We start from the raw sequence: 1,315 nt of genomic DNA, 5'->3' as shown, positions 1-1,315 counted from the left end.
ATCTCGCCGACCGCAACGTCACGGTCGAAATCGAGGAGTGTCGCACCGACATCCAGCGAGCATCCTGTCGTCTTGCTCACTATTCGTGCCACGGAACTGCGTGGTGCCCAGCAGCAATAACGGTCAGCATGTCAATTCGCTGACCTGTGACGGTCAGTGAGTCTGCGACAAGGAACGGAAAATTGGACGTCTGTATAGCAAGCGTGATCAGCCCAATGATGCTGGCGACAATGAACCGTGACTCGTTCTCGACGTTGGTCTCCTCGAAGATCAACCCGGCTCGTCGTGCTTCGTCCAAGTAGTCAGCAATGCGGGTCAGCCAGGCGTTAGAGTTCTCTGACGAACCCTGCCGGAGAAGCTCGGGTTCATGTCCAAGCTTGAGCGCTACGCGAGCGAGACTGCCGTGGGCCACGCTTGATGTCACGTGTTCAACGGCTTGCAGGATAGCGTCCAGCGGGTTCGCTGCGTGACGTTTCACTCCCATAAAGACGCCATCCGGATATGCCTGGTTCAAAATGGCAGCGGCGAGCAATGACTTTGTTGGAAAGTAATAAGTGACGAGCGATTTCGATTTACCCGCGTGCGTGGCGATCCCGCTGATGCTCGCGGACGAGAACCCAACCTCATCGAAATCACGTGTCGCTGCTCGAAGAATCTCCAACGCGGTATCGGAATATGGTTCTCTCGATACACGCCTGTGTGCTCTCGACATCGTTGACTGAGCCATACAGTTCACCCCTAAGATCAACCACTTGAGAAATCTATCCCTAGGAGCCGCGTCCGGGAAAGCGCTCGATTTTCATAGTTCCCTAGACGTGCGTCCAAGACATAGCTTCACATAACAGGGAGGGACAGGGCCACTTCGGCGCTGCAATTCCCGTGATCTGGAGATGCACTCAATGAAGAAGCTGCTAAGTATTGCCAGCACCACCATCATTTTGCTGGCTGGGATTGCATTCGCCAGCCCAGCGAGCGCCGAGACGATGACTGCAACCACACCTGACACAGTGGCCGCGGCCACAACTCACACGGCAAGCCAGCCATCGCCGAACAATTCGGCGGAAATGTTCTCGACCCAGACAGGAAACTACGAGTACAACTGCGTTCTTACATCCGGGTACAGCTACTTCATGAGTTCCGGCGAACCTCTCACAAACTGCAAGGGTAGCTACTTGCAGAAGTATCTCGATGGACGGCAACTCGATTCCGTTGCGCTCGCCTACGGAGGCGGTGCCGCCAGCACCTTCAATTGGAGCGTTGGGTGCATCCTGAGCGTCGGCAGCGGTGTCCTGTTGGTGGTTTACCCGCCCACTGG

Annotated in this window: 1 protein-coding gene and 1 pseudogene; one reads left to right on the top strand and one right to left on the bottom strand. The window is 55.8% G+C overall.

Annotation, left to right across the window (positions count from 1 at the left end):
• Positions 1–79 precede the first annotated feature (79 nt).
• Positions 80–661, bottom strand: a complete 582-nt coding sequence (locus JF66_RS20570) for a TetR/AcrR family transcriptional regulator (protein ID WP_035880806.1) — start codon at positions 659–661, stop codon at positions 80–82.
• Between the two features lie 238 nt (positions 662–899).
• Here JF66_RS20570 and JF66_RS20565 point away from each other — a divergent pair.
• Positions 900–1,315 (top strand): annotated as a pseudogene (locus JF66_RS20565) (hypothetical protein); the annotation flags it as partial.

The organism is Cryobacterium sp. MLB-32 (genome assembly GCF_000738085.1).
Taxonomy (GTDB): Bacteria; Actinomycetota; Actinomycetes; order Actinomycetales; family Microbacteriaceae; genus Cryobacterium.
The sequence above is the reverse complement of the archived record's forward strand: the minus strand, read 5'-3'. Positions and strand labels throughout refer to the sequence as shown.